Annotated in this window: 15 protein-coding genes; 11 read left to right on the top strand and 4 right to left on the bottom strand. The window is 60.0% G+C overall.

Translation table 11 applies throughout. The features are described 5' to 3' along the window. Nucleotides 1–161 precede the first annotated feature (161 nt). Entirely contained in the window at nt 162–1,175 is a 1,014-nt protein-coding gene (locus RMQ97_RS02405; RefSeq protein ID WP_413659234.1) for a LacI family DNA-binding transcriptional regulator, read from the top strand. On the opposite strand, the gene RMQ97_RS02400 is transcribed toward RMQ97_RS02405, so the two are convergent. Then, the gene (locus RMQ97_RS02400; protein WP_413659233.1) at nt 1,172–2,809 is read right to left on the bottom strand and encodes an alpha-glucosidase; all 1,638 of its coding nucleotides are present in this window, start codon (nt 2,807–2,809) and stop codon (nt 1,172–1,174) included. The two genes, RMQ97_RS02405 and RMQ97_RS02400, sit on opposite strands and share 4 nt — an antisense overlap. Before the next feature lie 341 nt (nt 2,810–3,150). Between RMQ97_RS02400 and RMQ97_RS02395 the strand changes: the two genes are divergently transcribed. Beyond that, a complete protein-coding gene (locus RMQ97_RS02395; protein ID WP_413659232.1) occupies nt 3,151–5,907 on the top strand; it encodes a TonB-dependent receptor in 2,757 nt (918 codons plus the stop codon). A gap of 131 nt (nt 5,908–6,038) precedes the next feature. Next, nucleotides 6,039–7,553: a tryptophan halogenase family protein gene (locus tag RMQ97_RS02390; RefSeq protein WP_413659231.1), complete on the top strand. Its 1,515-nt coding sequence runs from the start codon at nt 6,039–6,041 to the stop codon at nt 7,551–7,553. Nucleotide 7,554: 1 nt separating this feature from the next. On the opposite strand, the gene RMQ97_RS02385 is transcribed toward RMQ97_RS02390, so the two are convergent. Beyond that, nucleotides 7,555–9,063, bottom strand: a complete 1,509-nt coding sequence (locus RMQ97_RS02385; RefSeq protein WP_413659230.1) for a tryptophan halogenase family protein — start codon at nt 9,061–9,063, stop codon at nt 7,555–7,557. Next, on the bottom strand, nt 9,063–10,535 hold the full coding sequence (locus RMQ97_RS02380) for an MFS transporter (RefSeq protein ID WP_413659229.1): 1,473 nt from the start codon (nt 10,533–10,535) through the stop codon (nt 9,063–9,065). The genes RMQ97_RS02385 and RMQ97_RS02380 overlap by 1 nt, the downstream gene beginning before the upstream one ends. A gap of 142 nt (nt 10,536–10,677) precedes the next feature. Between RMQ97_RS02380 and RMQ97_RS02375 the strand changes: the two genes are divergently transcribed. From RMQ97_RS02375 to RMQ97_RS02340, 8 genes are all read left to right on the top strand, one after another. Next, nucleotides 10,678–12,303, top strand: coding sequence for an alpha-glucosidase (locus RMQ97_RS02375; RefSeq protein ID WP_413659228.1), 1,626 nt, complete (start codon nt 10,678–10,680; stop codon nt 12,301–12,303). 30 nt (nt 12,304–12,333) lie between these two features. Then, nucleotides 12,334–13,281, top strand: a complete 948-nt coding sequence (locus RMQ97_RS02370; RefSeq protein ID WP_413659227.1) for a sulfite exporter TauE/SafE family protein — start codon at nt 12,334–12,336, stop codon at nt 13,279–13,281. Between the two features lie 66 nt (nt 13,282–13,347). After that, nucleotides 13,348–15,744 carry an alpha-amylase family glycosyl hydrolase gene (locus RMQ97_RS02365; protein ID WP_413659226.1) on the top strand — a complete coding sequence of 799 codons (2,397 nt, stop codon included), beginning with the start codon at nt 13,348–13,350 and terminating at the stop codon, nt 15,742–15,744. A gap of 61 nt (nt 15,745–15,805) precedes the next feature. Beyond that, nucleotides 15,806–16,591: an enoyl-CoA hydratase/isomerase family protein gene (locus tag RMQ97_RS02360; protein ID WP_413659225.1), complete on the top strand. Its 786-nt coding sequence runs from the start codon at nt 15,806–15,808 to the stop codon at nt 16,589–16,591. Further along, nucleotides 16,584–17,747, top strand: a complete 1,164-nt coding sequence (locus RMQ97_RS02355; protein ID WP_413659224.1) for a CaiB/BaiF CoA transferase family protein — start codon at nt 16,584–16,586, stop codon at nt 17,745–17,747. Before RMQ97_RS02360 ends, RMQ97_RS02355 begins: the two co-directional genes overlap by 8 nt. Nucleotides 17,748–17,956: 209 nt before the next feature. Further along, nucleotides 17,957–20,095: a TonB-dependent siderophore receptor gene (locus RMQ97_RS02350; protein WP_413659223.1), complete on the top strand. Its 2,139-nt coding sequence runs from the start codon at nt 17,957–17,959 to the stop codon at nt 20,093–20,095. A 62-nt stretch (nt 20,096–20,157) separates the two neighbouring features. Further along, nucleotides 20,158–20,739 (top strand): hypothetical protein, encoded by a 582-nt coding sequence (locus tag RMQ97_RS02345; RefSeq protein WP_413659222.1) that lies wholly within the window; start codon nt 20,158–20,160, stop codon nt 20,737–20,739. A 4-nt stretch (nt 20,740–20,743) separates the two neighbouring features. Continuing rightward, a complete protein-coding gene (locus RMQ97_RS02340; protein ID WP_413659221.1) occupies nt 20,744–22,216 on the top strand; it encodes a PepSY domain-containing protein in 1,473 nt (490 codons plus the stop codon). Nucleotides 22,217–22,309: 93 nt separating this feature from the next. Here the strand turns inward: RMQ97_RS02340 and acs are convergent, their stop codons facing one another. After that, complete coding sequence (gene acs, locus RMQ97_RS02335) at nt 22,310–24,283, bottom strand: acetate--CoA ligase (RefSeq protein ID WP_413659220.1); 1,974 nt, start codon at nt 24,281–24,283, stop codon at nt 22,310–22,312. Nucleotides 24,284–24,300: the final 17 nt, after the last annotated feature.

The following is a 24,300-nucleotide window of genomic DNA, read 5'->3' as shown; positions in this document are numbered from 1 at the left end:
ATCAAGCCTAGTGATCACCCCCGATGAAACCAACTTGCTCTACCATCCAATTCACGGAGGCTTTTTTCATTTTTTTCAAACCGTATGGAATACGCCTGCCCCTTGAAAATCACGGACACGAAGTGCATTCCTGAAACAAATAGGACAGGGCAGCGCATCTCGTGGCGAAAAAGACTACTCGACTGGAAGACCTTGCAAAGCTGGCAGGCGTATCCGTTTCAACCGCATCACGGGCGCTGAATGACAGCCCGTCGGTCAATCTTCGGACCAAACAGGCGATCTGGAAGCTGGCACGTGAGCTCGATTATCCCTTCCGACGGCACATGCCGGCTGGCCCCGTCGGCGCCAAAGCCACCATCTCCATTGTCGTGCCACGCCCTCAGGGACGCGACACCCGCCTGTCCGACCCCTTCTTCTTCGAACTGCTCGCAGGCGTGGGCGATGCGGCACGCGAACGCGAGTGCGATGTGCACATCTCCCACGTCGCTCCCGGCTCCTATGAAGACCTGCACAACGCGCTCACGACACATCGGGCAGACGGGGTGATCTTTGTCGGTCAGTCGACCCTGCACAACGCCTTCAACAAGCTCGCCGAGACTGAGGGGCGCTTTGTGGTCTGGGGTGCCGAACTGCCAGAGCAGCGCTATTGCTCGGTCGGCAGTGACAATGTTCATGGTGCAAAACGCGCCGCCCAACACCTGGCCCGCCTGGGCCGCAAGAGGATTGCCTTCCTGGGCCATTCCGACGCGCCCGAGGTGATGCAACGCTATCGCGGCTATCGGGACGGCCTGGAGGAAGCCGGACTGGATGCCCCCGACGACCTCGTGATTCCGGCTCATTTCGACATTGAAAGCGCCGAAGCTTCCACCGAAGCTCTGATCAAGAATGGCGTGAAATTCGATGGCATGGTCGCCGCCAGCGATGTCATCGCCATGGGCGCAATCCGCGCCATGCAACAGGCCGGCATGCGCGCGCCGGACGATGTGTCCGTTGTCGGCTATGACAATATTTCGTTCAGCCGCTATTCGAATCCGGCGCTCACAACAATCGACCAGGAAATGCGGACAGCCGGACGACTGATGCTGTCCAAACTGCTCGATTTTCGTGGTCCACAGGCGCGCCGCTCGGAACGCCTGCCGACCGATCTGATTATCCGGGAAAGCTGCGGCGGTTAGGCTCTCCGCGCCGCAATACCGGCATACGGCTCAAGCTCCGGCCCCGACCCTTCTGGCTGGTTGACCGCTTCGATCACATCCCAGCCCTCCGGCAGTGTCCAGGCCTGACCCTCTTCAGACAGGTTGAACGCGAACAGGATAGCATCCTGTCCATCCCCGCGCTCGAACACCAGCAGTGCCGGATTGGTCTGGTCGATGACCCGCATATCGCCGGACTTCAGCACCGGGTGGATGGCGCGCAGGCGCAAGATGCGACGGGCAATATTCAGCGTGGAGTCGCCATCCTCCTCCTGTGCATCAACAGCCAGGTCGTAATGACGACTATCAACCGGCAGCCAGGGCTCAGCCGAAGAGAAACCGGCATAGGCTGAGGCCTTGGTCCAGGGCATGGGCGTCCGCGCGCCATCGCGGCCCAGCGTTTGCGGCCAATTGACGATAGCCTCGGGATCTTGAAGTCGCTCGAACGGCACCACGGCCTGCGGCAAACCCAGCTCCTCGCCCTGATAGACGATGATATTGCCCCGCATGGCCGTCAGCAAAAGCAGCGCCATATCGGAGAACGCCTTGCGGTTCTCATCCGACGCCCAGCGCGAAACCGCGCGTGGCGCGTCGTGATTGGAGAATGTCCAGCTGGGCCAGCCCATCGTCTCATTGTCCGGCCAAAGACGCACAGCCTCCTTCACCAAGGCCGCATTGAGCTGTTCGGCATAGAGGTAGAGAAAACCGTAAGCGCTGTGCAGCCGGTTGGGCGGTCGGGTATAGAGCACCATCTCGGACTGGGCCTGCTCGCCACCAACCTCAGCAACGAGAAAACGATTGCCCTCATATCCTTCAACCAGCTCGCGAACTCGCTCGAGAAAAGCCGGAATCTCGGGCTGGGACTGATTGTTGTAGTGATGCTGGAAATCAAAGGGGCGTGTCCGCTTGCCCACACCCGCCGGAACGGGCGGATTATCCGTCAGGCCGCGCTCATGCATCATGAAATTGACCGCGTCCAGACGAATGCCGTCCACCCCGCGATCGAGCCAGAACGTCATCACATCCAGGATCGCCTGCTGGACCTGGGGATTATGAACATTGAGATCGGGCTGCTGTGGCAGGAAATTGTGCATGTAGTACTGACCACGACGCGCATCCCAGGTCCAGGACGGGCCACCGAAGACAGACTGCCAGTTCGACGGCGGAGACCCGTCCGGCTTGGCATCCGCCCACACATACCAATCAGATTTGTCATTCCCCTGGCTGGCGCGACTTTCCTGGAACCAGGGGTGCTGGTCTGACGTATGCGAATACACCTGGTCGATCAGGACTTTCAGCCCGAGACCATGCGCCTTCTCCAGCAATGCATCAAAATCGGAAAGCTGACCAAAAATCGGGTCCACATCGCAATAATCAGAGACGTCATATCCGAAATCCAGCATCGGCGATGTGAAAAACGGCGAGATCCAGATCGCATCCACACCCAGCGAGGCAACATAATCCAGATGTGCGGTTATGCCCGGCAGGTCACCAATACCGTCATTATTGGTATCGGCAAAACTGCGCGGATAGATCTGATAAATGATCGCACCACGCCACCACTCCCCGGCCGCGCCCGTTTTGTCCGACACTCGATTCAGCGATTCCAGAGTCACCGCACATCTCCCTGACAGGCCCAACCCCAAAGGGTTCAGAGCCGTCTCTTTTTGTTTTGATCTCGCCACAAACACAGTGCGACCATGATTTTCTATCCCATAATTCGCATCATTTTGCAATTATTTGCAATACTGAAAACCGCAGATTTTTCCGCCCGACCTCTCTTTGAGCCTTACGTGTAACAGTAAATGGCGAAAATTCCGGTGTAGCAAATCCGCACCACATGACCCGGAATTCCTCAATTGCATTTTTTTGTGGATTGCGCCTTTCGACTTTTTTCAATAATTTGCGACACAGGCGGCGTTGGGCAAAATAAACAACGCGCCGGAGGGAGGAATTTATGAGTAATTTTGGACGGTCACGTCGCACGTGGCTTATGGCGAGTGCTGCGTCAACGCTGGCTCTGGCAACCGCAATGGGGTCCGCAGCCCAGGCGCAGGACAATGGAAGCGATGATGACACGGAAGTCATCCGCGTCACCGGTTTCCGCACCGCAATCGAGAGCGCAATCGAGACGAAGCGTGAGTCCTCGTCGATCGTGGAAGCGATCTCGGCGGAAGATATCGGCAAGCTGCCGGACAACTCGATCGCTGAATCTCTGGCGCGCCTGCCTGGTCTGGCTGCCCAGCGTCTGCGCGGTCGCGCCCAGGCGATCTCCGTTCGCGGTCTCGGCCCGGACTTCACTACGGCCCTGCTGAACGGTCGTGAGCAAGTCACCGCTGGCGACAACCGCGGCGTCGAATTCGACCAGTATCCGTCTGAACTCCTCAGCTCCGTCGTTGTCTACAAGACACCGGACGCATCTCTTGTCGGCCAGGGCCTCGCCGGCACCGCTGACCTGCGCACCGTTCGCCCGCTCGAGCAGGATGAGCGTACGATTGCTCTGTCCGCGCGTTATGAGTGGAATGAATACGGCGCACTGAACTCCGGCGCTGAAGACAATGGCTATCGTCTGACCGGTTTCTACATCGACCAGTTTGCCAATGACACGGTCGGTCTTGCCCTGGGTTTCGCCCAGCAATCCTCCCCGACCCAGGCCGAACGCTGGGACGCGTGGGGCTATCCGGACGTGGCCGGTGATCTGGTGCTCGGTGGCGCCAAACCGTATGTGGCCTCCAACGAACTGGAGCGCACCGCCTTTGTCGGCACGCTGGAATTCGAGCCGAATGATCGCCACCACACTGTGATCGACGCCCTGTATTCGAGCTTTGAAGATACCGGCATCCTGCGCGGCATCGAACTGCCGCTGCAATGGTCTGGCGCATCGCTCCAGCCGGGTTACACGGCCGAGAACGGCCTGATCACCTCCGGCCAGTTCAACGGCGTGCAAGGCGTGGTCCGCAACGACACCCGCTTCCGCGAAGCCGATGTCCTGTCTTTGGGCATCAATCACCAGTTCCAGCTGAACGATCACTGGAGCCTGGAAGCAGACCTGTCCTATTCCAGCGTGGATCGCGACGATACGGACCTGGAAACCTATGCCGGTACCGGCGCAGGCTTTGGCAATGGCGCCTCCGACAATCTCGGCTTCTCGCTGGGCAATGGCGGCTTCATCTTCGACTCCAGCCTGAACTATGCAGATCCGTCGCTGATCCTGCTGACCGACCCGCAGGGCTGGGGCCAGGTTGGCTTCATCAAACGCCCGTCCACGGAAGACGAATTGACGGCTTTCCGCGCCAGCGCCGAGCGCAGCTTCGACCAGGGCTGGATCTCCTCCATCGAGGGCGGCATCTACTATACCGACCGCGAGAAGGTGAAGACGTCTGTTGAAGACTTCATCGATCTGGCCAATCCGGGCGCCAACAACACGGCTGCGATCCCGACGGACCTGCTGCTGGAGCCGACCTCGCTCGACTTCCTCGGCATTTCCGGCATGGTCAGCTATGACCCGGTCGCCATGCTCAACTCCGGCATCTACACCCTGCGCCCGAACCTCAATGCGGATGTTCTGACCAAGTCCTGGCAGGTGGAGGAGCAACAGCTCATCACCTATCTCCAGTTCAATGTCGACAGCCAGCTGGGTCAGGTTCCGGTTCGCGGTAATTTCGGTGTCCAGGTTGTCAATTCCGACCAATCCTCGACCGGCGCACGCGCAGGTCAGGGCGCTGTCCTCTCCTACACCGAGGGTGACGACTATACGAATGTCCTGCCGAGCGCGAACTTCTCGTTCGAGATCATGGAAGACACGTATATTCGCGTCGGTGCAGCACGCACACTCGCCCGCCCGCGGATGGACGAGATGCGCGCGTCCCAGGAAATCGGCATCAACAACCAGATCTGTACGGTCACCGATGGCGCCAACCCGTCGACCTTCGACCCGACACTGCAGGATGTCGCCAATGGCCAGTCCTGCCTGTCCGTGTCCGGTGGCTCACCGATCCTGCGTCCCTACGAAGCCGACGCCTTTGACGTCTCCTTCGAACACTACTTTGCCGATGGCGCCGGTTATGTTTCTGTCGCCGCCTTCCACAAGGAAATCTCGGACTGGGTGTTCGGGTCTTCCGCCCGTGAAGTCGACATGACGGACGCCGCGACGGCGATCTTCGGCAGCGCCTTTGTCAGCGCCAATCCGGGGATCACGCAGGGCGTGCTCTACGAGCCGGTCAACACCGAGGGCGGCTCCCTGTCCGGCTTCGAGTTTGCGACCAACATCCCCGGGGATGCTGTTGCGGATTGGCTGGACGGTTTTGGCCTCTACGCTTCCTACTCCTACACGGACAGTGAAATCTCCGACGGCTCCGGCGGTCTGATCCCCATCCCGGGCCTGTCCGAAGACGTGGGCAATCTCACGCTCTATTTCGAACGCAACGGCTTTGAGGCTCGTGTCTCCAACCGCTGGCGTTCGGACTTCCTGGGTGAGGTCACGGGCTTCGGCGCGGGCCGTGAGTTCCGCAATGTGGAAGCTGAATCCGTTGTCGACGCCCAGATCGGCTACGAGTTCGCTGGGGGACGCCTGGACGGTCTGACCGTCTACCTGCAGGGCAATAACCTGACGGACGAGGAATTCGTCACCACGCTGAACGATGATCCGCGTCAGGTGAAAGACTTCCAGCAGTATGGCTCGACCTATCTGATCGGCCTGTCCTGGCGTCACTAATACGTCTCTCTCTTGTCCAAAGAGACCCTGCCCCTGCCGGCCTGCCGGCGGGGGCTTTCTCTTTGAGGGCAAGCCCTTGCCCGAACCGCAATTTTCGCCACACTCCGTAAGTGGCAACACAGGGAAGCGACATGACCCAGCCCAAACGCATCCAGTCTGTCTTGATTGTCGGCGGCGGCACCGCCGGCTGGATGGCCGCGGCCTCTTTGAGCAAGTTTCTTGGCCACAGCCTGTCGATCACCCTGGTCGAGTCCGACGCGATCGGGACAGTGGGGGTGGGCGAAGCCACGATTCCGCAGATCAAACGCCTGAATGCTGCGCTGGACATCGACGAACACGACTTCCTCGCCCGGACGGGAGGCACCTTCAAGCTGGGCATTGAATTCATCAACTGGCGCAAGCCGGGCGAAGCCTATCTGCATAATTTCGGCAATATCGGCTTCAATCTGAACCAGACAGCCTTCCATCAATACTGGATGCGCGCTCGGGCGAATGGCGAGACCCACAGCCTCTGGGATCATTGCATTAATACCGCCGCCGCACGGGCCGGAAAATTCGCGCCGATCGAACGGGTCGGCACATCACCCATGGCCGGCATAGCCTACGCCTATCATTTCGACGCGTCGCGTTATGCCCGCTTCCTGCGCGACTATGCCGAACGGGCCGGCGTCAAACGGGTTGAGGGCAAGATCGCGCGGGCAGAGACCAATGACACCGCAGAAGAGGTGATCCGGGTCCATCTGGACGATGGGCGATCGCTTGACGCCGACCTGTTTGTCGACTGTTCAGGCTTCCGTGCCCTGCTCATCGAGGAAGCACTGAACACCGGTTATGAAGACTGGACACACTGGCTGCCCTGCGACCGGGCCCTGCCTGTTCCCACGGCCAATCCGGGACGCGAAATTCGCCCATTCACCCAGTCCATCGCCCATCAGGCCGGATGGCAATGGCGCATTCCGCTGCAGCACCGCACCGGCAATGGCCATGTCTTTTCCTCCGCCCATATGAGCGAGAGCGAGGCCGAACGCATCCTGCTGGAGACGGTCGAGGGCGAGCCCCTGGCCGATCCGCGCCTGATACGCTTCACAACGGGTCGACGGTCCCGGTTCTGGTCGGGCAATGTGGTCGCCCTGGGCCTGGCCAGCGGTTTCCTGGAGCCGCTGGAATCAACATCCATTCACCTGATCCAGTCCGGCATCAGTCGACTGGTCAGCCTCTTCCCCCTCAACGGCATCGCCGCTCCGGATGTGAATGAGTATAATCGTCAGATGATCCTGGAGTTCGAGCGCATTCGCGACTTCATCATCCTTCACTACCACCTGAATGAACGTGATGATTCCGACTTCTGGCGCGATTGCAGAGCCATGACCGTGCCCGATACCCTGCGCGAAAAAATAGAATTGTTTGGTGCGAATGGACGCCTTTATCACCGCGAGGAAGACCTGTTCACCGATTCCAGCTGGCTTCAGGTCATGATGGGTCAGGGCCTGACCCCCAAGGGCTTTCATCCTATGGCCAACTCCATCAGCGACGCTCAATTGTCCGAATTCCTGGGCAATATCCGTACTCTGGTCACCCAGGCCGCCACCCAGATGCCCAGCCATGCCGACTATATCCAGGCGCGCTGTCCCGAGATCAAACCCTAGCTCAAACCGGATCTGCCCTGCAGAACCGGTCGATATAGGCCTGATGCGAGGGAACCGGAGCCAAGGCTTCGCCCATCACCCGCCGCAATCCGGCAAGGCGGGCCGGCGCATCCACATCCGTTCGGTGATCGAGGAGCGGTTCCCAACTTTGAGGATGGATCTCCTGGCCCAGATAGACCGCCAGCCAGCTTGGATTGAGAAACAGTTCCGGTCCCTCGGAGACCAGACGACCATTCTCTCGAAAATGCGCCATCTTGTAGGCCAAGGTGTCCGGGATCGACATGGTCGAGACATAGCGCCAGAGCTCGGAATCATCCCGCGTGGTGGCGTGATAGTGGAGGATGATGAAGTCGCGAATTCGCTCATACTCTTCGGCCGTGATGCGATTATACTCTGCGGCCGCCAGGGCATACTGGTCCCGGGCCGGAAACAGGGTGAGAAAGCGCGAAATCCCGGTCTGGATCAGATGCAGGCTCGTCGACTCGAGCGGCTCCATGAAACCGGCCGACAGGCCGATGGCCACCACATTCCCATTCCAGAACTGTTTGCGTCGCCCGGTGACAAAGCGGAGCAGGCGCGGGTCGGCAAGCGGCTTACCGTCCAGGTTCGATAAGAGTGTATCCGACGCCTGGCTGTCTTCAATAAACCGGCTGGAATAGACATAACCATTACCGGTGCGGTGCTGCAGCGGGATGCGCCATTGCCACCCCGCCTCCCGCGCAGTTGAGCGCGTATAGGGCATCAGCTCGCCGACTGCCTCACAGGGCACCGCAACCGCCCGGTCGCACGGCAGCCAGTGTGTCCAGTCTTCATACCCGGTTTTCAGGGCGCCCTCGATCAGAAGTCCGAAAAAGCCGGTGCAATCGATGAAGAAATCACCTTCCACCCGGCGGCCATCCTCCAGCACCACGGCCGCGACATGCCCGCTATCCGCCTGCTGCTCTACCTCAACGACCCGTCCTTCAGTGCGCACGACACCGCGCGCCTCCGAATAACGCCGCAGGAACCGGCCATAGAGCTGGGTATCGAAATGATAGGCATAGTCGAAGGTTGACTGGACCAGACGCTTGTCCTGGGCTGGCGGTGAAAATCCGCCTGCGCGGGCGATATGCCAGCCCATGGCGTATTCGTCGAACGGAGTCTCATCGCCCTGAGATCGCGCTTTCAACCACCAGTGATGCAGGGCCACACGATCAAAGTCGCGACCATGTGTGCCGAACGGGTGGAAATAGCTTTGGCCCTTGCGTGACCAGTCCACAAATTGGATGCCCAACTTGAACGAGCCCTGCGTCTCTCGCACGAACTCCGCCTCGGAAATGCCCAGCATCTCGTTAAACAGCCGGATGGGCGGGATGGTCGCTTCACCCACACCGACAATGCCGATCGCCTCGGATTCCACCAGTTCAACAGCACAATTGCCTTGCGTGGTGCGCGCAATGGCGGCCGCGGCCATCCAACCGGCCGACCCACCCCCGACAACAACGATCTTGCGCAGTGGCTGGTGCGCCATCAATGCCCTCCGGCTGCAGATTCGCCCGCCTCGGGCGCCGTGTCGGCTCCTTCGGGCAAGGGCCTGACAGTGAGCCACAAACCAGCGGACACGGCCAGCGATACGGCGCCAATCAGAAAAACGACACCCTTGTCTTCAACCCGATAGACGATCTCACCCACGCCCAGACTGGCGACCAGCTGCGGCAGGACAACAGAGAGGTTGAATATCCCCATATAGAGCCCCATCCGCGTCTTGGAGACACGCAGCGACATGATCGCGAAAGGCAAAGAGACAATCGCGGCCCAGCCGACACCCAGCACGGCCATGACGATATAGATGGCGACCGGGCTGTAACCAAAGGCATATCCAGCCGCATAACCCACGGCCATAATACCCAGACAGGCCGCGTGCAGCCGTGTCCGGCGCATGCGCATCGCCAGCGGTGTGAAGACCAGGGCGGGCAGGACAGCCGAGACAAAACTCAAGACCAGAAAGGCGTAGGATGTGACCTGTCCGAGAGTGCCGTCCTCGATGCCCGGCATGCGAAACTGGAGAAAGGCCACCATGTAGATGAACATGGTCTGCACCCCCACCCAGGAGAAGGCATGCGCCGCCATGATCTTCTGGAACTCACCCAGATTTTCTCCCATCACCTGCTCGGCCTTGGGCAAGGGACGCAAGACATAGGCGACAAGCGCGGCGGTGGCAGCCAAGGCAATCCATTCAGCGGTAAAACCTTCACGCTCAACGCCGAGGACACGCAGAACAAGCACGTAGATATCATAGGCAAACACGGCCCAAAGCGGCAGGGTCGCGCGGATGAGACGCCCCAGATCACCGCCATGTGCATCTTTCTCGGCCGTTTCGGGCTGCGGGATCTCTCGCGGTTCGGTCATCAACAAGGGCGGGATGATCGCGAACACGAAGACCAGAACAGCACCGAAATAGATCAGGAACTCATTGCCCAACGATCCACCGATGAAATAGGCCAGAACGCCAAAACTGCCGGAGATGGTCTGCATCCAGGTATACCCCCGGGTACGCTCATCCCCTTCCGGCGTCAGATCCGCAATAACGGCCCGCGTCGGGTTGAAACTGACATTGATCGACAGATCGAGAGTGAGAACAACGATGAGCGCGATGCCCACTATGCCGCCAATTCCCGTGATCTCCGAAAGAATGCCGATATTGGGCAAGGCCAAGAGGGCCATCGCCGTGAGTACGCCGCCGATCAGGATAAAGGGTCGCCGCCGTCCACCCCAGAACCAGAGCTTGTCAGACAGAATACCCACGATCGGCTGGCCAAGAATGCCGGCAATCGGGCCTGCGGCCCAGACCAGGCCAAGCTGATAGATTTCCAGACCGAACTTGGTCAGCAGGATCCAGCTGAGCGCCGAAATCTGGACCGAGAGCGCGAACCCCATGGCCGTGGCTGGCAGCGCCATAAGCGCGAAGAAAGGCCGGGTGAGCCTTTTTTGCATATCAAGCATGATACGGCCTCCCCGCCGCCATGTTATTTTGCGCAAAACCTTGGCAGAATTTTCCGGGTGCGTCACGGACTTTGTATTGTCCTTATGGGTTTACAGCGTGAGTCCGGAATGACAAATTTCCGCAAAACTCGGGGGAAGACACATGCTGACGGCAGGCGACACGAACTGGTGGAAAGGGGCGGTGATCTATCAGATCTATCCGCGCAGCTATCAAGACACCACCGGAAACGGCGTGGGCGACCTGCCCGGTATTATTGACCGGCTGGACTACATCGCCGATCTGGGTGTGGACGGGATCTGGATCTCGCCCTTCTTTACCTCGCCCATGGCCGATTTTGGCTATGACGTCGCCGATTTCCGCGATGTCGATCCGCTTTTTGGCACCCTGGCGGATTTTGACCGGCTACTGGAAAAGGCTCACAGCCTGGGCCTGAAGGTCGTGATCGACCAGATCTATTCCCATACATCCGATCAACACGCCTGGTTCGAGGAAAGCCGCCAGGACCGCACCAATGCCAAAGCCGACTGGTTTGTCTGGGCCGACCCGGCACCGGGCGGCGGGCCGCCGACAAACTGGCAGTCCTTCTTTTATGGCCCGGCCTGGACCTGGGACGCCCGGCGCGGCCAGTACTACATGCACAACTTCCTGCCAGAGCAACCCGATCTCAACCTCTGGAACCCGGACGTCCGCGCCGAAATCCTGGACACGCTCCGCTTCTGGCTGGACAGGGGCGTGGATGGTGTCCGCCTCGATGCCATCAGCCACTACCTCCAGGATCCGGATTTTCGCGACAACCCGCCTAAGGATCACCCGGCGCCCGCCAAACCCAGCGACCTTCAGGACATGGTCCACACAGTGGGCCTGCCACAGATCGCCGACTTCATGGCCGAGATCCGCACTGTCCTCGATGCCTATCCGGAGCGTTTCGCCGTGGGTGAGATTGGCGGCGCGGACCCGCTGGGCCAGGCCATAACCTATGCCGACCCTGCGCGGACGCTGCAGACCTATTACTCCTTCACCTTCCTTTTCCAGGGCCCTCTGACACCGACGCTTATCCGCGACGGGCTGGAGGATGCCTCCACACGCCACCCGGAGGGCTGGCCGACACAGGTCTTCTCCAATCACGATGCCACCCGCGCCGTGACGCGGTGGGCAACCGAAGGTGTGGCCGCCGAGGCCTCGCCCGATTTTGCGCAATTGCTCAATCTCATGCTGTTGAGCCTGCGCGGTTCCGTCTGCCTGTATCAGGGTGAGGAACTGGGCCTCAATCAGACTCATGTGCCCTATGAACGTCTCGTTGACCCTGAAGCGATCAAGAACTGGCCGCGCACTCTGGGACGCGACGGCGCACGCACTCCCATGCCGTGGGATCGCTCATCCCCCCATGCCGGCTTCTCAACGCATGAGCCCTGGCTGCCCATTGACAGCCAACACCCTGCCCTGGCGGTGGATCAGCAGGACAAAAACGACGGCAGTACACTGAACCTCACCCGGGCTATTCTTGCGGTTCGCAAGACACGGCCCGTTCTGAAAACCGGCGAGATCGAGTTCATTGAAACCAACAGCGCCTTGCTGGCCTTCGACCGGTTCAACACCGATGAACGGCTGACCTGCCTGTTCAACCTCTCGGATCAGTCCATCCAGTTTCAACTGGACCCACACCGTCTCGCTGCACTTGCCAAAGACCTGCCCCAGAGAGGCGTGCTTGAGGGCAGCTGCGCCCATCTTCCAGCCCACGGGTTTTTGTTTGTCGAACGCTCGCACTGACCTATCTTCCCGAAATAGCGGGGAGATCTGATGAGTCTGAACGTACGTTTTCGCCTGGCCCGTGCCATCCTCTCTCCCGCGGGCATTCGTGCGGTGACGATCGCTGGCGCCTGCGCTCTGGGTATCGCCTACCTTCTGATCTGGCTCGTCGCGCCTTTGTCCTACGATCTATTGGGTCAATTCTGGCCCTTTGGCGGACTGGGACTGGCCGGAGCCCTGGTGGCCAATTCCACCGGCGTGGGTGGCGGCGTGGTCTTCATCCCGGCCTTTGCCTTTCTGCGGGAGACCGGAACCGTACCGATCAGCCCGGCTGCGGCGGTTGGGATCAGCTTCGCCATCCAGTGTTTCGGCATGACGTCTGGCAGCCTGACCTGGCTCAACCAGCTCTTCCGGGACCGGGTCTCTCGTCGACACAAGGCCTGGCGACACCTGGTTGGACAGATTCTCCTTCCGGTTCTGGGCATCGGCTTGCCGAGCCTGCTGTTGACCCAATATGCCTTGCGCGTCGATAGCCAGTTCGCCTTTCTCCTGTTCAAGCTGTTTTCCATCGCCCTGGGAGCCGCCCTACTGTTGCAACTGGCGATCATGCGCTATGGCGGTCCCGACCGGCTCAGACTGAATACGCTCGACTGGATCAGCCTGTGCCTGATTGGCCTGGTGGGCGGCGTGGCGACAGCACTGTTTTCCGTAGGAACAGGGGAGTTGCTCGCGCTTTACCTGTTTATTCGGCGCATGCCGGTCGATGTCGCCGTATCCAGCGCCGTGATCGCCTCGGCCCTGTCCGTATGGACCGGGCTCAGCTTTCATATCCAGGCCGGACATATTCTTTGGGAAATCCTGATCTATGCCGCACCGGCCGTGGTTCTGGGCGGCTATCTGGCCCGGCAGGTGGCCCATGCCCTGGGCGCCATACGCCTGAAGCTGGCGACGGGCAGCTGGATCATCTTGTCGAGTACCATTCTGTTGCTGACCAGTTAGGCGGTTTTGATTGCCAGCACCGCGTTTTCCCCGCATGATTGCAAAAAATGACAAACGGGGAGTGATATGGATTTTGTCAAACACGTGACCCTGGCCTCTGCCGGCCTGTTAGCACTTGCCGCCTGCGATTCTACCGACCACCAGGCAGACAGTGTAAATACAGGAAACTCAGCGCCCGCTGCGGCGATTTCAGACCCCGTTCTGGCGCGCGGTGAACTGGTTTCCGACCGGGAAGCTCGCTACCTGCAAATGTCTGCAATTCCTGATGATGCCGCTGCAGAGGACTTTCTAATCCGACGTGCGGACGGGCGGGAGATCACAGTCGAGAGGATCGACCGGATCTCGAACACCGAACTCCGCCTGGTCCCTGCCGAAAATCTGGACATCACGCGGGTTCACCACGTTGAACATGCGCACTGGAACACCCGTGCGCACCTGCGCTTTGATGGCTGGTTCCGTGACCTCTACAGCGATAAGGCGCTGGGGGCCGAGATTGCGGCCGATGGCAGTTCTACCGATATCCGCGTTTTCGCGCCGCGGGCGCATGACGTCACCCTTCACCTTTATTCCACAGCGGACGGCCCGTCCTTTGCCGAACACGACCTGACGCGGGATGACCAGGGCGTGTGGGAGATCCGCCTCCCCGGTGATCTGCATGGAACCTGGTATGATTTTGTGGTGACCGGACCCAATGATCCCGGCGATCGCTTTTACGACACCCATCCGGTTCATCTGTCTGACCCCTATGCCCGCGTGAATGATGATGCCCAGGGGCGATCGCGCATCTGGCGGGCCACAACACCCGCAACCCCGCTTGACGATGGCCGACCGCCCCTGGAAGACGTCATCGCCTACGAAGTCCATCTGCAGGATTTCACTGACCTCCTGCCGGTGGATGACCGTCTGACCGGGCGAATTCCAGCCATGATCCAGCCGGGACTCGTCAATGAACGCGGCGAAGCGATCGGGTTCGACTATCTCGTCGATCTGGGCGTCAATGTCGTGCACCTGATGCCCATGCAGGAGTATCTCCACTATCCCGACGCGGAGTGGCAGACCGCCTTCGCCGAAGATCCGGACATGCAGGCCATGGGTATTGCGGAGGAGAATTACCAGTGGGGTTATCGCACCACACACGCCTTCGCGGTGGAGACGCGCTTTCGCCAACTTGGGACCGAACAGGGCGCTGAACGCGACCAGTTCCGCGACCTGGTCCAGGCCTTCCACGACCAGGGCATGGCGGTGATTATCGACATTGTTCCCAATCATACCGGTGAAAACATGGACGGCCGGGATATGCCGTTCAATTTCAGCGGCTTCGCCCGCCACTATTACTACCGGCTGGACGAAGAGGGCCAGCACATCGGTGCGTTTGGCAATGAGGTCAAAACCGAGGACCGCCTGATGGTTCAGCGCTGGCTGATCGATCAATGCCGACACTGGATCGAAGAGTTTGGCATTGACGGGTTTCGCATCGACCTCGCCGGACAGATAGATGAACAGACTCTCATCCGTCTGCGTGAGGAATTGGGCGAGGATGTCATCATCTATGGCGAACCCTGGATCGATGTGAACGACCCCTTCATCCGCTCCAATCCCGAGTGGGACTGGTACAAGGAAGACGCCCCGATCACCTTCTTCCAGGATGATGCACGCAATGCCCTCGTCGGCTCTCCGTTTGTGCTGGAAGACCCGGCAACCGATCGTGGATATGCGGGAGGCAATACCCGCCTTCGGGCCGACGCCATCCGGGCGATTGCCAATGATTATGCCGAGGAGAGCGAGAGCACGCTCCAGGGCATCAACTATATGGATATTCACGACAACTGGACCCTCGCTGATCGTTTCGCCCTGACCGACTGGGACGGGCGGCGCGGTGTGGATGAGGCGCCCTACCGGATTTCCGCCGGCCTGCTGCTGACGTCGATGGGCCCCATCGTGCTGCATGGTGGATCCGAGATCATGCGCTCGAAAGGCGCTGCCCCGATCGCGGAAAGCGTCGTGGAAACCGAAAGCGGAGAGATCCACCTGAAGGGGCGGGATGACACCTATAATGTTCGCACTCCCAATCAGTTTGTCTGGTCTGATGTCGGGGCGAGCGCAGATGTGGCACCGTCCGATTATGCCGCGATGCAGGCCTGGTGGCGTGGACTGATCCGGTTCCGCCTGAGCGAGGCAGGAGCTGTCTTCCGGCGGGCGGATGTGCCTGAAGGGCATCTGCGCTTCTTTACGCCGGATGACGAGGCCTTGCTGGCCTACACTGCCGGTGACAGTGTTTTGGTACTGGTCAATGTCGGTGAGCAGGACGATCGGATGGAGCTTGCAGACCTGCCGCAAGGCCGCTGGACCCAGATTGCCGACGGCAGACAGGTCGACCCATCTGGCATTACATCCCGCGATGCGGGCGATGGCTTTGACCTTCCCGCTTTGAGTCTGCAGATCTGGGTCCGCGACGACGCTTGAGGGGGCGCTCCGGCCCACGCCCTGTCTTGGCAGGTCGGGCTGTGCATGCCATGCACAGCCCATGACCCAGACTGATCTCTATCTCGACCGCCAGGGCTGTGTGGCCCATCTCGTGCTGAACCGGCCGGACAAGCGCAATGCGCTGAGTGCCGCGATGTGGTCGGCCCTGCCGGCCCTGCTGGCGGAGGCCGAGGCCGATACCCGCATTCGAACCCTGATTGTGCGCGGTATGGGCGGACATTTCGCGTCCGGGGCTGATATCGGCGAGTTCGAAACCGTCTACGCGACGCCTGAGAGTTCGGACACCTATTCCCGGGCCATTGGCGCCGGGCTCAATGCACTGGCCGATTTCGCCAAACCGTCGATCGCCCAGATCGAAGGGGTCTGCGTGGGCGGAGGATGCGGCCTGGCGCTGGCCTGTGATATGCGATTTGCAGCGCCCGGGGCGCGTTTTGCCATCACCCCGGCCAAGCTGGGCCTCGTCTACCCGTTTCGCGACACCAAGCGCCTGATCGACTGTGTGGGCCTGGCCGTGGCAAAAGACATGCTATTTTCCGCCCGCGCCCTGGATAGCGAGGAAGCGCTGCAAACCGGCCTCATCAATCGTATAGTCCCGGCCACAGATCTTGCCGCTGAAGTCGCCGCCTATTGCGACCACATGGCGACGCTGTCGCCCTATTCCGCCCGCCAGACCAAGGCGATGATGGCCGCTATTGAAAGCGGGATCACCGAGGAAACCCCGGAGGTGGAAGCCCTCTATCTGGATGCGTTCGCCGCGCCGGACTTCAAAGAGGGTTTCGCCGCCTTCCTCGCCAAGCGCAAACCGGTTTTCCCCGGCCATGACTGAAACAGTCAAACCGCTCGCCGGGCTGAAAGTCGTCGAACTGGCCCGCATTCTCGCCGGCCCGTGGATCGGCCAGTGTCTGGCCGATCTAGGAGCGACGGTCATCAAGGTGGAGAGCCCTGACGGCGATGACACACGCACCTGGGGCCCGCCCTTCATCGAGCATGAAAGCGGGTGCTCGGCAGCCTATTTTCATGCAGCCAATCGTGGCAAACGCTCGATCACGCTCGACTTCACCCAGGACGAGGACAAAGCCGTCCTGCTGTCCCTGCTCGATGAAGCCGATATTCTCATCGAAAATTTCAAGGTGGGCAGTCTGGCCAAGCATGGGTTGGACCATGACAGTCTGAGCATTCGCAATCCGCGCCTGATCACCTGTTCGGTCACCGGGTTTGGCCAGACCGGCCCGTGGGCGCATCGTGCCGGATATGATGTGATGATCCAGGCGATGAGCGGTATCATGGACCTCACCGGCGCTGCTGACGGTCCGCCCCAGAAAATGGGGGTTGCCTTTGCCGATATTTTCACCGGCCTGTATGGTGTCATCGGTATTCAGGCTGCGCTGGCCGAACGAACGCGGACAGGCGCGGGACGCCATATCGACATGGCGCTCTATGACAGCATGATCGGTGTCCTGGGCAATCAGGCGATGAATGTGCTGGCCAGCGGCATGGCCGTAACCCGCATGGGAAATGCCCATCCCAATATCGTCCCCTATCAGGATTTCCCGGCTCTCGATGGCCATCTCATCATCGCCTGCGGCAATGACCGCCAGTTCGAACGCCTGTGCGATGTGCTCGAACTCGGCGAGGCCGTCCTTCAGGACCATCGCACCAATGCGCAACGCGTGGCACAACGCGCCACGCTGATCCCGCTCATCAATGATCAAACACGCCGCTTCCCACGCGACACCCTGCTAGCGCAACTTGAATTGGCCGGCATCCCGGCCGGGCCGATCAATACAGTGCGCGAAGCTGTTAGGAGCGAGCAGGCGCGGGCTCGAAACCTGGTCATTGAGCCGGATGGCATTCCAGGTTTGCGCATGCCTCTGCGCTTCACTGACGCGGATCTACACCCGGGCACACGAGCCCCCGGGCTCAATGAGCACGGGGATCGCATCCGCCACGCCCTGGCGTGTGGCTCGAGCGGGTTTGACTAGCCCCGCAGGTTGATCGTCACACCCTATTGGGTTGCGTTGTGCGACACAGGGGTCGGTGTAAGCGTACTCCATCAGTTGGACACAGACCCGCTTCTCGCCGCAGACAACCACGCAACACTCACTGAGAAACATTCTCAACTTGGGTTGACTTTGAGAGTCACTCGCATTAGCAGATCCTCACTCTCATTCTCTCCCACTCGAGGAAAATAATGTTGCGTTTCAATATCATGCCGCCGGTGCGCGTGAACGCTGCCCTGTGGCTGGCCTCTACGGCCCTGCTCACAACCCCAGCTCTGTCTCAATCCGAAGAGGATATGGAAGTCATTCATGTCACCGGCACGCTGGGTCGTTACTCCGCAACAAAATCTGACATCCCGGTCATGGAGACGCCGCGTTCCGTCTCGATCGAGACCGGAGCCGAACTGATAGAACGCGGCGCTTTGAACCTCGCGGACGCCTATGTCTATTCAGCGGGCGTCACAGGGGAAACATTCGGCTTTGCTACACGCGGTGACTGGATCGCAGTACGAGGCCTGAGTGCCCCGGAATACCGCGATAGCCTCCAGGCGCTGTTTGGTAGCTACAACAATAGCCGCTCTGACATCTACACTCTGGAACAAGTTGAGATCCTGCGCGGTCCCGCCGCCGTTCTCTACGGCCAAGGTTCACCCGGGGGTCTGGTCAATGTCGTGTCCAAAACCCCGCGCGACAATTTCGGCGGTGAACTCGCGATTTCTGTAGGGAGCCATGACACATACCAAGTCCAAGGCGACGTGACCGGTCCGGCAAGCGATGGTGGTGACTTGCTCTATCGACTGGTCGGCGTCTATCGCGAGGGTGGAACGCAGGTCGATCATGTGGACGAAACGGCCATGGTTGTTGCTCCGAGCTTGACCTGGCGTCCCGGCGATGCAACGTCCATCACCTTTTTGGTCAACCATCAAGATACCGAATCGAACGCGGGCGCACAGTTTCTGCCGGTCTACGGCACTCTCCTCCCAGCCCCCAACGGACAGTACATCGATCCCAACGCCTTCCTGTCCGAGCCAGGCTTCGACCGCTATGATACGAAATCGACCGATTTCACTCTTTTGGCCGAACACCGGGTGAATGATAATCTGCTTCTGGAGGCCACTCTGCGTCGCAGCGAAAGCGAAGCGGACTATGCCCAGGCCTGGGTCTCGTTCATCGGCGGTGATCGTTGGGTCTATAATCCGGATGGCACGCTGTACGGCGGGGGACTTCTGCCTCGCACATTCTATGTCTCGGACGCGTCTTCCGAACAGTTGGCCGTGGATCTGCGCGCGCGCGGCCGTTTTAGCACCGGCGACATTCGCCATTCCCTGCTTGTCGGATTGCAATATCAAGACGTCCGAACGGAGAATGACTTTGCCTATGGCGGCGCGATTGGCTTTGACTGGCAGACACGTCAGCCTGATGTGATTTTCGGGACAACATACTGGATCGATCCCTTTGATCCTGTGTACGGCAACGTGCCACCGCAAGCTCTGATCGATTCAATCTGGACTGATAATCCACAAGCCAAGACGGAAGACTTGGGACTCTATCTGCACGACCAGATGGAAATTGGTAACTGGCTCGTGACCGCCGGCCTTCGTGCGGATCGCGTGGACACCAATCCGGGCAGCGGTCGTCAGCGCGATGACGCCGTCAGCAGCAGTTTTGCTGTCATGTACCGCTTCGCCAACGGGATCTCGCCCTACGCATCCTACTCCGAGAGCTTCGAGCCCATCCTCGGCACACTGTTCGACGGGTCGAGTTTCGATCCGCAAGAGGGCCGCCAATACGAGCTGGGCGTGAAGATCCAGCCCGAGGGGACTGACGCACAGATCACGCTGGCGGTGTTTGACATTGAACAGAGCAATCTGCTCACTACGGATCCTGTCAATGCGGGTTTCCAGGTCCAGACTGGCGACGTCGAGATCCAGGGGGTCGAACTTGAATCTCGATGGAGCTGGCAGGACTTCGGCTTCGAGCTGAACGCTTCCCACCTGTCACACGAGACTAGCGATGGCTATCAACTGCCTAGCATCCCCGAAAGCCAGGCGTCTGCCTGGGTCCGCTACACTCCGTCCAGCCTGGACAAGCTGATTACCGGTCTGGGCGTGCGCTATGTCGGCGCCTCGCAAAACGGGGCCGATAGCCTGGAAACACCGGACTACACCCTGGTGGATGCCATGATCGGCTGGCAAACGGATCAATGGGGCTTGACCCTGTCGGCCCGCAATCTTCTGGACGAGCAATACATCGCGACGTGTCTGGCTCGGGGAGACTGTTTCCCGGGTGAAGATCGCACCGTCGCGGCCCGCCTCAGCCGCCGCTTCTAAGACAGTCTCTGACCCCTGGCCCGGACCATTGCTGTGGTCCGGGCATTTTTTGGGAGGCCCCATTGACCAGCGCCTTGTTTTTCATTCCAGGTCTGACCAGCCTCTTGGCAGGCTTGGGCATTGTTTACCGTTCATGGCGGGCTCGAAACGCACGCGATTCCACTTCGGCAACAGCACTGGCCTTCGGCTGGTCAGCCATACTTCTGGGTGTTGTCTGTTTCAGCCAACTCGCGGGAAAAGCCTGGGGCGTAGCGATCGCTGTGTTGGGTATCGCCTTGTTGGTTCCAGTGGTCCTCTTAACTGGTCGTGACTGGACACCTCTGGTGCCCAAAAACCGACCCTCGACCTTTGTCACTGAGACACAGCCGGGCCGCTCCTGGCGGCTCCCGGTGGTCATCCTCTTGAGTGGCCCGATCTCTTTGCTCATCGCTGCAATGGGCATGCTTACGGGACATCAACTGGCCCACGCTCTCGGGGCCTCTGCTGCCGATCAGCTGGCCTTGGCCCTCTTCCTTCTTCCGCTGTGCTGGACCGGTCTGGCCGTCATCAGCGTGATCAAGCTGGCCCTTTGGCGCAGAGCGCTCATCCTCGCCGGTACAGGCCTGGTTTTCGCCACATCCTTCTTCCTCCTGACAGTGATCTGATCCTATGTCGACATCGATCTGGCCACGCCTGAGTGGCGTGTTTGTTTCGCGCTTCCTGTCCGCCCATACCGCGCTGGGGCTGGCCGTGGGCGGGCTGCTTTACATCATCTGCCTTAGCGGCACACTGATCGTCTTCCACAACGAGACAGCACGCTGGGAGCAACCCGTGCGGGGCGAAAACCGGATTGTCGACCCGGATGCCTTGCAATCGGGGCTCGAGGCTTATCTGGCACACCAATCAGACTTGCCCGATACAGTCCGCCTGGTCCTGCCTACACACGACATGCCTCGGATGCTGATCGGTTCGGGGGAAACCTATTTCCGGATCACAGAGGCCGGAGATCTGGCGGATCCAGTTGAACACCCTTTTGCCGAGTTTCTGGTCAGTCTGCACATGTATCTGCATCTGCCCGGTGTGCTTGGTATCACGGTGGTGGGCGCGCTTGGCGTCATCCTGCTCGGCCTGACGCTCTCGGGACTGTTGTCTCACCCTCGAATATTCAAAGATGCATTTCATATGCGTCGATCGAGCGCGCTCCTCTCGGAAACCGACCTGCACAATCGACTAGCTGTTTGGACACTACCCTTTCACCTGACCAGTGCGCTTACGGGAGCCATTTTGGGCCTCGCCTCGATCGGAGGGGCTGTCCTGGCCTACGCAGTCCATGACGGGGATCTTAACGCCGTCTTTCCGCCGATTTTCGGCACGGATAACGGCGTACAGGCAGAGGCCTCCATTGCCCCTGACATTCGCCCGGCGCTTGCACGCTTCACCTCTGACCACACGGATGAAACACCGTGGCTCATACACATCAATGGGGCAGGCACAACGGAGCAATCCATCGAGATTCTCGCTCGACCGACCGGGCGCCTGGCCTATTACGAGGAATATGTCTACTCGCCTTCCGGTACCCCGGTCTCCACACTCGGCCTGATCTCTGGCGAGACCGGTCAACAAGTCGCAGCTTCCGTCTATTCTCTCCATTTCGGCAACTACGGAGGGGTGCCGGTGAAACTGGCCTATATCGCGCTGGGAATGTTGCTATGTCTGATCTGCTCCAGCGGCATTCGCATTTGGCTATTTCGGCGCAGGCAGAGGGGACGTCCCGCGCCGGGTCTCGAACGCGCCTGGACCGGCATTATCTGGGGTGCGCCCCTGTCCATCAGCCTGACACTCTGCGCAACACCTCTTTTAAAGTTGGTTGAGCTGCCCTTGGCCTGGGTGTTCTGGATCAGCCTCTCCGGACTGATGGTGCTTGGCCTGTGTTTACCCAATCCTGCAGCGCAATCGTGGGGGCGTGTTCTTCGTCGGTTGACTGGCCTGTGTCTCCTGATCGGAACCAGCCTGCATGTGGCACACCACCCGGACACCTTGGAAAACGGGGAACACGGGCTTTTTACGGCCGCACTGGCCGGTCTTTCAATCGCTCTGCTCGCTTATGGCGTACGCCTTAAACGCAAGCGGGCCAGCTCCTGAACCGACACGAGGTCTGCCCAGAAACTGGCCCACCGCTGCGCGGCCGGGGAGGGGTCGCAGCAATCGGGCCGAAGAGGGGCGGCCCGAGGGGGGTTAGTCTGGCCGGTTCAACCGACCTTCGATCAGATCATCCACGACGGACGGATCGGCGAGCGTTGACGTATCTCCGAGGCTGGAGAATTCATCTTCCGCAATCTTGCGCAGGATACGGCGCATGATTTTACCGGATCGCGTCTTGGGAAGACCCGGCGCAAACTGGATCAGATCGGGCGACGCAACCGGTCCGATCTCGCGGCGCACATGCTGGCGCAAATCGTGCGCGGTCTGTTCCGTCGGCTCAAGGCCCGCCTTCAAGGTGACGTAACAATACACGCCCTGTCCCTTTATATCATGCGGGTAGCCAACCACCGCAGACTCGGCGACCAGCGGATGAGACACCAGCGCACTTTCGATCTCGGCCGTACCCAGACGGTGACCGGAGACATTGAGCACATCATCGACACGACCGGTGATCCACCAGTATCCATCTGCGTCGCGGCGCGCTCCGTCACCGGTGAAGTACAAACCCCGATAGGTGGTGAAATAAGTGTCGATGAACCGTTGGTGATCGCCGTAAACAGTGCGCATCTGGCCGGGCCAGGACCCGGTCAGAACCAGATTGCCCTCAATCACCCCGTCACCCTCGACCATATGGCCTTCAGGATCGACCAACGCCGGTTCGATCCCGAACATCGGTTTGGAGGCCGCGCCCGGCTTGAGCACATGCGCGCCGGCAAGCGGCGTAATCAGACAGGCCCCTGTCTCGGTCTGCCACCAGGTATCCACGATGGGGCAACGCTCCTCGCCCACCACGCTGTAATACCAAGACCAGGCCTCCGGATTGATCGGTTCGCCCACCGTTCCCAGCAAGCGGAGGCTGGACCGGTCATGTTTTTGAACCGGCCCATCGCCTTCTCGCATCAGCGCGCGGATCGCGGTCGGAGCCGTGTAGAGGATGTTGACCTTGTGTTTGGCGACAATCCGCCAGAACCGGTCCGGACCGGGATAAGTGGGTACACCCTCGAACATCAGCGTCGTGACGCCATTGGCGAGAGGTCCATAGATCAAATAGGTATGCCCGGTCACCCAGCCGATATCGGCGGTACACCAGAAGACCTCGCCCGGCTTCACGTCAAAAATCGTGTCGAACGTCAATGCCGCCCACAGGAGATAACCGCCAGTGGTATGCAATACGCCCTTGGGTTTGCCGGTAGAGCCCGAAGTGTAGAGGATGAATAGCGGATCCTCGGCACTCATTGGTTCTGGCTCACACTTCGCATCCACGGTTAGAGCCAGATCATGATGCCAGTGATCCCGCCCCTCGACCCAGGGCACATCCGCGCCGGTATGGCGGATACACAGGACCGCCTCCACGCCCTCGACCTGGTCGAGCGCCTTGTCGACATTCGCCTTGAGTGCGACACCTTTGCCGCCCCGAACACCTTCATCGACGGTGACGACAAAACGGGCGCCACAATCCTCGATCCGTCCGGCAATCGCATCCGGTGAAAAACCGCCGAACACGACTGTGTGCACGGCACCGATGCGAGCACAGGCCAGCATGGCATAGGCCGCTTCAGGCACCATGGGCATGTAGATCATCACTCGATCACCCTTGGCCACGCCCAGAGACTTGAGCTCATTGGCAAAGCGGCACACATGATTGTGCAGCTGGGCATAGGTGATCGCGTGGTGATAAGCGGGGTTATCTCCTTCCCACACGATCGCGATGTCATTGGCGCGATCCGGCAGGTGGCGGTCAATGCAATTGGTCGTCACATTGAGCACGCCATCCGCGAACCAGGAGACCTCAAGGTGGTCAGGATCCCAGCGGGTTTCGTTGATCCGCTCCGGGGTCCGGATCCAGTCGAGGCGTGTCAGCTCCTCACGCCAGAACCCGTCCGGATCCTCGATCGATTTCCGGTATCGGGCCTCATAACCCGCTTCATCAAGCGTGGTGTGAGACGCATAGGCCTCGCGGATATCCACCCTCTCCGGGGCTGAAGATACCGGGTTGGAACCATCCATAACCATCTCCCGTCGTG

Source organism: Maricaulis sp. D1M11 (genome assembly GCF_047308265.1).
Lineage (GTDB): Bacteria > Pseudomonadota > Alphaproteobacteria > Caulobacterales > Maricaulaceae > Maricaulis.
This window is presented reverse-complemented; position numbering and strand designations above follow the sequence as displayed.

Bases quoted from the DNA above. Each gene is read 5' to 3' on its own strand.
- RMQ97_RS02385 (WP_413659230.1), bottom strand. From the start codon at position 9,063: ATGGCGCACCAGCCACTGCGCAAGATCGTTGTTGTCGGGGGTGGGTCG.
- RMQ97_RS02365 (WP_413659226.1), top strand. From the start codon at position 13,348: ATGGATTTTGTCAAACACGTGACCCTGGCCTCTGCCGGCCTGTTAGCA.
- RMQ97_RS02390 (WP_413659231.1), top strand. From the start codon at position 6,039: ATGACCCAGCCCAAACGCATCCAGTCTGTCTTGATTGTCGGCGGCGGC.
- RMQ97_RS02355 (WP_413659224.1), top strand. From the start codon at position 16,584: ATGACTGAAACAGTCAAACCGCTCGCCGGGCTGAAAGTCGTCGAACTG.
- RMQ97_RS02375 (WP_413659228.1), top strand. From the start codon at position 10,678: ATGCTGACGGCAGGCGACACGAACTGGTGGAAAGGGGCGGTGATCTAT.
- RMQ97_RS02340 (WP_413659221.1), top strand. From the start codon at position 20,744: ATGTCGACATCGATCTGGCCACGCCTGAGTGGCGTGTTTGTTTCGCGC.
- RMQ97_RS02370 (WP_413659227.1), top strand. From the start codon at position 12,334: ATGAGTCTGAACGTACGTTTTCGCCTGGCCCGTGCCATCCTCTCTCCC.
- acs (WP_413659220.1), bottom strand. From the start codon at position 24,283: ATGGATGGTTCCAACCCGGTATCTTCAGCCCCGGAGAGGGTGGATATC.
- RMQ97_RS02360 (WP_413659225.1), top strand. From the start codon at position 15,806: ATGACCCAGACTGATCTCTATCTCGACCGCCAGGGCTGTGTGGCCCAT.
- RMQ97_RS02350 (WP_413659223.1), top strand. From the start codon at position 17,957: ATGTTGCGTTTCAATATCATGCCGCCGGTGCGCGTGAACGCTGCCCTG.
- RMQ97_RS02380 (WP_413659229.1), bottom strand. From the start codon at position 10,535: ATGCTTGATATGCAAAAAAGGCTCACCCGGCCTTTCTTCGCGCTTATG.
- RMQ97_RS02395 (WP_413659232.1), top strand. From the start codon at position 3,151: ATGAGTAATTTTGGACGGTCACGTCGCACGTGGCTTATGGCGAGTGCT.